General features: G+C 72.2%; 5 protein-coding genes. 1 reads left to right on the top strand and 4 read right to left on the bottom strand.

Going from position 1 to position 5,035, the window contains the following annotated elements; genetic code table 11:
- Window positions 1-54 precede the first annotated feature (54 nt).
- From AOK16_RS23220 to AOK16_RS23205, 4 genes are all read right to left on the bottom strand, one after another.
- Window positions 55-1,005 (bottom strand): cytochrome c oxidase assembly protein, encoded by a 951-nt coding sequence (locus AOK16_RS23220; protein ID WP_055474095.1) that lies wholly within the window; start codon window positions 1,003-1,005, stop codon window positions 55-57.
- 122 nt (window positions 1,006-1,127) lie between these two features.
- Window positions 1,128-2,153 carry a 6-phosphofructokinase gene (locus AOK16_RS23215; RefSeq protein ID WP_055474094.1) on the bottom strand — a complete coding sequence of 342 codons (1,026 nt, stop codon included), beginning with the start codon at window positions 2,151-2,153 and terminating at the stop codon, window positions 1,128-1,130.
- Between the two features lie 214 nt (window positions 2,154-2,367).
- Window positions 2,368-3,096, bottom strand: a complete 729-nt coding sequence (locus AOK16_RS23210; protein ID WP_055474093.1) for a type 1 glutamine amidotransferase — start codon at window positions 3,094-3,096, stop codon at window positions 2,368-2,370.
- A gap of 25 nt (window positions 3,097-3,121) precedes the next feature.
- On the bottom strand, window positions 3,122-4,366 hold the full coding sequence (locus tag AOK16_RS23205; protein ID WP_055474092.1) for a Mur ligase family protein: 1,245 nt from the start codon (window positions 4,364-4,366) through the stop codon (window positions 3,122-3,124).
- 191 nt (window positions 4,367-4,557) lie between these two features.
- Here AOK16_RS23205 and def point away from each other — a divergent pair.
- Window positions 4,558-5,035 (top strand): peptide deformylase (gene def / locus AOK16_RS23200; protein WP_205627766.1); only part of this gene is annotated, 478 nt, incomplete at its 3' end.

Raw genomic sequence — 5,035 nt, 5'->3', positions numbered from 1 at the left:
CTCACTCGCGAAGACTGGCCTGGAACGGCCCGGGTGCCTAGCGGCCCGGGTGTCCTAGCGCCCGCGCGCCTGGAGCGAGGCGAGATAGGCGTTGTACGCCGCCAGCTCCTGGTCCCCGTCCCGGTCCGCCGCCCGGTCCTTGCGCCGCGCCTGCCGCTGCTCGGACCGGTACCACTGGAACACCAGGGCCACGAGCACCACCACCGACGGGATCTCGCTGAACGCCCACGCGATGCCGCCCGCCCACTGCTGGTCGTCCAGCGCGTCGATGCCCAGCGACGCCGGCGGGTGCGCGTACGTGCCGATCATCGGCGCGGAGGCCATCATCAGCGCGATGCCGAAGAACGCGTGGAACGGCATCCCCGCGAACAGCTCCAGCATCCGCATCACGTACCCCGGCCGGTGCGGCCCCGGGTCCACGCCCATGATCGGCCAGAAGAAAGCCAGCCCGACCGCCAGGAAGTGCACCATCATCGCGATGTGCCCCGGCTTGCTGCCCATGAGGAAGTCGAAGAGCGGCGTGAAGTAGAGCGCGTACAGGCTCGCGATGAACAGCGGGATGGTGAACGCCGGATGCGAGACGATCCGTACGTACCGGCTGTGCAGGAGCGCCACCAGCAGCTCGCGCGGGCCCTTCCGGCCCCGCCCCGCCGAGGGCAGCGCGCGCAGCGCGAGCGTCACCGGAGCACCGAGCAGCAGCAGGATCGGCGACAGCATCGAGATGACCATGTGCTGCACCATGTGCACGCTGAACATGACCATGCCGTAGTCGTTGAGCCCGGTGCACATCACCAGCCCCACCGTCAGCACCCCGGCGGCAAAGGCGACCGTACGGCTCACCGGCCAGCCGTCGCCGCGCCGCCGCAGCCGCGCGACCGCCCATCCGTACAGGCCGAGCGCCAGCAGGCAGCCCACGAGGAAGAACGGCTCGCCGCTGAACTCCAGCCCCCTGCCCAGCGTGAACGGCGGCAGATCCATGGTCATGCCGTGCCCGCCGTGATCCATCCACTCGCTCCTGTTTCGCGCCGATGCGTCCGCACCAGACTAGAACCGCCCCCGGCCGGGACTCCGGCCGGGGGCGGCGCGCACAACCGGCCCGAAGGGGCTCACAGGCCTCCCGACGGGGCTCACAGCACGCAGTCGACCTCGTCGTACCGCTCGGCCGGCACCGTCTTCAGCGTCTCGACCGCCTCCGCGAGCCCCACCAGCGTGATCTCCGTCCCGCGCAGCGCCGTCATCATCCCGAACTCCCCGCGGTGCGCGGCCTCCACGGCGTGCCAGCCGAACCGGGTGGCCAGCACCCTGTCGTACGCGGTGGGGGTGCCGCCGCGCTGCACATGGCCCAGGATCACTGGCCGGGCCTCCTTGCCCAGGCGCTGCTCCAGCTCCACCGACAACTGCCGGGCCACCCCGGCGAACCGCTCGTGCCCGTACACGTCCTTGCCGCCGACCTCGAACGCCATCGAGCCCTCGCGCGGCTTCGCGCCCTCCGCGACGACCACGATCGCGAACTTCTTGCCCGCCGAGAACCGGCTCCCCACGACCTCGGTCAACTCGTCGATGTCAAAAGGCCGTTCGGGCACGACGATCGCGTGCGCGCCCGCGGCCATGCCCGAGTGCAGCGCGATCCAGCCGGTGTGCCTCCCCATGACCTCCACGATCAGCACCCGCTGGTGCGACTCGGCGGTCGTCTTCAGCCGGTCCAGCGCCTCCGTCGCAACCCCGACGGCCGTGTCGAAACCGAAGGTCACATCGGTCGCCGCGATGTCGTTGTCGATCGTCTTCGGCACGCCGACGATCGGCAGGCCCGCGTCCGACAGCAGCCGCGCCGCCTTGAGTGTGCCCTCGCCGCCGATCGGGATGATCGCGTCAAGACCCAGCTCGGCGACGTGCTCCCGGGCCCGCTCCACCCCGTCCCGCAGCTGCGCGGGCTGGACGCGGGAGGAGCCGAGGACCGTGCCGCCGAGGGCCAGGATCCCGCCCACCGCGTCCAGGTCGAGCTTGCGGTAGTCGCACTCCAGCAGGCCCTTCCAGCCGTCCCTGAAGCCGATCACGTCATCGCCATGGTCCACCACGGCGCGGTGGACCACGGACCGGATGACGGCGTTGAGTCCGGGGCAGTCGCCGCCGGAGGTGAGCACACCCATGCGCATTGCTCGTACACCTATCGAAACTCGTTCAGGGCGACCGGACCCCGTCGTCCGGATGGACTCGCGTCAACTCCCGGCGCGCCCGGGGAGCCCGGCGCACCCGGGGAGCCCGGCGCACCCGGGGAGCCCGGCGCACCCGGGCCGCCACCCTACAAAGCGCCGGGCGGCGGGGCAGGCCCCGACCAGCAGTCGGACACCCCTCCCCGCCGGGGTGTTCCTAGGCGGGCTGCGTGGCGGCCGAGATCCGCTCCTCGCGCAGCGCCTCGTACCAGCGGTCGTCCACCGGCGGCAGCGCGTTGACGTCCAGCGCCAGCTTCAGCAGCAGGTCGGCGATCAGCGGATTGCGCGCCAGCACGGGGCCGTGCATGTACGTGCCGAAAACGGTGTCGTTGTACGCGCCCTCGAAGCCGTCGCCCGTACCGTTGCCGTTGCCGAACCGCACCTTCGCGAACGGGCGGGCGGTCGGGCCCAGATGCGTGATGCCCTGGTGGTTCTCGAAGCCCGTCAGCGGCGGCAGGCCGAGCCGCGAGTCGATGTCCGCGAGCACATCGCCCACGCACCGCTCGCCCTCGCCACGGGTGGACACCACGTCCAGCAGGCCCAGGCCCGGCTCCCGTTCCCCGAGGTCGTTGATGAACTCGTGGCCCAGGATCTGGTAGCCCGCGCACACCGAGAAGACGATCGCGCCGTTGGAGACCGCCCGGCTCAGGCCGCCGTCGCGGCGCAGCCGCTCGGCCGCGAGCCGCTGCGGCCGGTCCTCGCCGCCGCCGATCAGATAGATGTCGCCGGAGGTGGGCAGCGGCTGGTCCGAGCGCACGTCCACGCGCGCCACGTCCAGGCCCCGCTGCCGGGCCCGCCGCTCGACCACCAGGGCGTTGCCCTGGTCGCCGTACGTGCTCAGCAGGTCCGGGTAGACCCACACCAGGCGGAGGCTGCTGTCGCTCATGCTCACAAATCCTTTACGGGGAGGGTCAGTTGCCGACCCGGCGGCGCAGGTCCTGGAAGGCGGTGTAGTTGGCGATCGTCTCGATCCGGCCGGGCGGGCACAGCTGTACGGCCTCGTCCACGGTCTCGCAGACCCGGAAGTCCAGGCCCGCGACCTCCAGCCGTACCGCCAGATCCAGCCGGCGGTCGCCGATGACGCAGATCGGGTGCCCGGCGAGCCGGGTGTAGTCCACGTCCCACAGCCAGGAGGTGTCGGTGCCGTCCGCGCCGCGGGCGTTGACGGAGAGGATCACGGGCGTGGGCGGCGGGTCGATCAGCGAGAAGGTCTCCAGCCAGCCCGCCGGGTTCTTCGCCAGCAGCAGCCGCATCTCCCGGCCCTGGAAGCTGATCACGTCATAGCGGCCGGCGACCGCCTGCACCTGGTACATCCGCTCCAGCGCGACCTGCGGCGGCACCCCGAAGTGGGCGGCCACGGCGGCGGAGGTGGTGGCGTTGGCCTTGTTGGCGCGGCCCGGCAGCTGCAGGTGGATCGGCCAGGCGGAGCCGTGCGGGTCCAGCACGAAGTCGCCGTTCAGCGCCCAGCTGGGGATCGGCCGGCGGAAGCCGCACTCGCCGCACATCCAGTCCTCGCCCGGGCGCTGGAGCACCCCGCCGCAGGACGGGCAGGACCAGGCGTCGTCCTTCCACTCCTGGCCGGCCGCGACCCACACCACGTTCGGCGAGGAGGAGGCGGCCCAGACGATCAGCGGGTCGTCGCAGTTGGCGATCACCACGGCCTTCGTACCGGACAGGCCCTCGCGCCACTTCTCGGCCAGCATCCGCGTCTCGGCGGCCCGGTCGAGCTGGTCGCGGGAGAGGTTCAGCAGGGCGATCGCCTTGGGCGTGGTGTCCCGGGCCACCCCGGCCAGGTACTTCTCGTCGACCTCGATGACCCCGAACCGGGCCTCGGAGCCGCCGGCGAGCGCGGAGGTGATGCCCGCGGGCATGTTCGCGCCGAGCGCGTTGGAGACCACCTGGCCGCTGGCCCGCAGCGCCTCGGCGATCAGCCGGGTCGTCGTGGTCTTGCCGTTGGTCGCGGACACCAGCACCACGTCGAGGTGCCGGGCCAGCCGGGCCAGCAGGTCGGGGTCGAGCCGGAGGGCGACCTTGCCGCCGATCACCGAACCGCTGCCGCGGCCCGCCGCCCGCGACACCGCCGCCGCGGCCTTGCCCGCCGTCACGGCCAGCTTCGCCCGCGGTGACAGCGGCTCCGCGTTGCCTGCGCCTGCCATCGTCCTTGTTCCTCCTCGCATCCGGCGCCGCGCCCGCCTCCGGTCCCACCGGTGGAACGCCCCCTCCGCGCACCGAATCGCCGGCCGGGGGGCTTCGGTCGAAAGGCCAGCCTACCGAGATCCCGGCCCGGTGAACGAACCGCAACCCCCGGCCGACCAGGCTGGTTGCGCGCGGACCATACTGTGGTGCTGTGCGACACAGTGTGATTCCCGGCAGTTCCGGACTCGTCCGGCCGATGCGGTTCCTGGGAGACCCGGTGCTCCAGGCCCCCTGCCGGGAGGTCACCGTCTTCGACGCCGCTCTCGCGCAGCTCGTCGAGGACCTGTACGCGACGATGTACGCGGCCCGGGGTGTGGGCCTGGCGGCCAACCAGATCGGCATCCCGCTGCGGGTGTTCGTCTACGACTGCCCCGACGACGAGGACCGTCGCCACCTCGGCCATGTGGTCAACCCCAGGCTCGTGACGGCCGACGGGGTCACCGTCACCGGTCACGAGGGCTGCCTGTCCCTGCCCGGCATCGAGGCGGGCACGACCCGCTTCGACCGTGCGGTCGTCGAGGGCGTCGACCTGGGCGGGGAGCCGGTACGCGTCGAGGGGACGGGGTTCTTCGCCCGCTGTCTCCAGCACGAGACCGACCACCTGGAGGGCGGCCTGTTCACCGACCGCC

Source organism: Streptomyces pathocidini, from assembly GCF_001418495.1.
In the GTDB taxonomy this organism is placed as follows: domain Bacteria; phylum Actinomycetota; class Actinomycetes; order Streptomycetales; family Streptomycetaceae; genus Streptomyces; species Streptomyces pathocidini.
The sequence above is the reverse complement of the archived record's forward strand: the minus strand, read 5'-3'. Positions and strand labels throughout refer to the sequence as shown.

What these genes read in the sequence shown, in the direction of transcription:
- AOK16_RS23220 (WP_055474095.1), bottom strand. Translation starts at nt 1,005, where the DNA reads ATGGATCACGGCGGGCACGGCATGACCATGGATCTGCCGCCGTTCACG.
- AOK16_RS23215 (WP_055474094.1), bottom strand. Translation starts at nt 2,153, where the DNA reads ATGCGCATGGGTGTGCTCACCTCCGGCGGCGACTGCCCCGGACTCAAC.
- AOK16_RS23210 (WP_055474093.1), bottom strand. Translation starts at nt 3,096, where the DNA reads ATGAGCGACAGCAGCCTCCGCCTGGTGTGGGTCTACCCGGACCTGCTG.
- AOK16_RS23205 (WP_055474092.1), bottom strand. Translation starts at nt 4,366, where the DNA reads ATGGCAGGCGCAGGCAACGCGGAGCCGCTGTCACCGCGGGCGAAGCTG.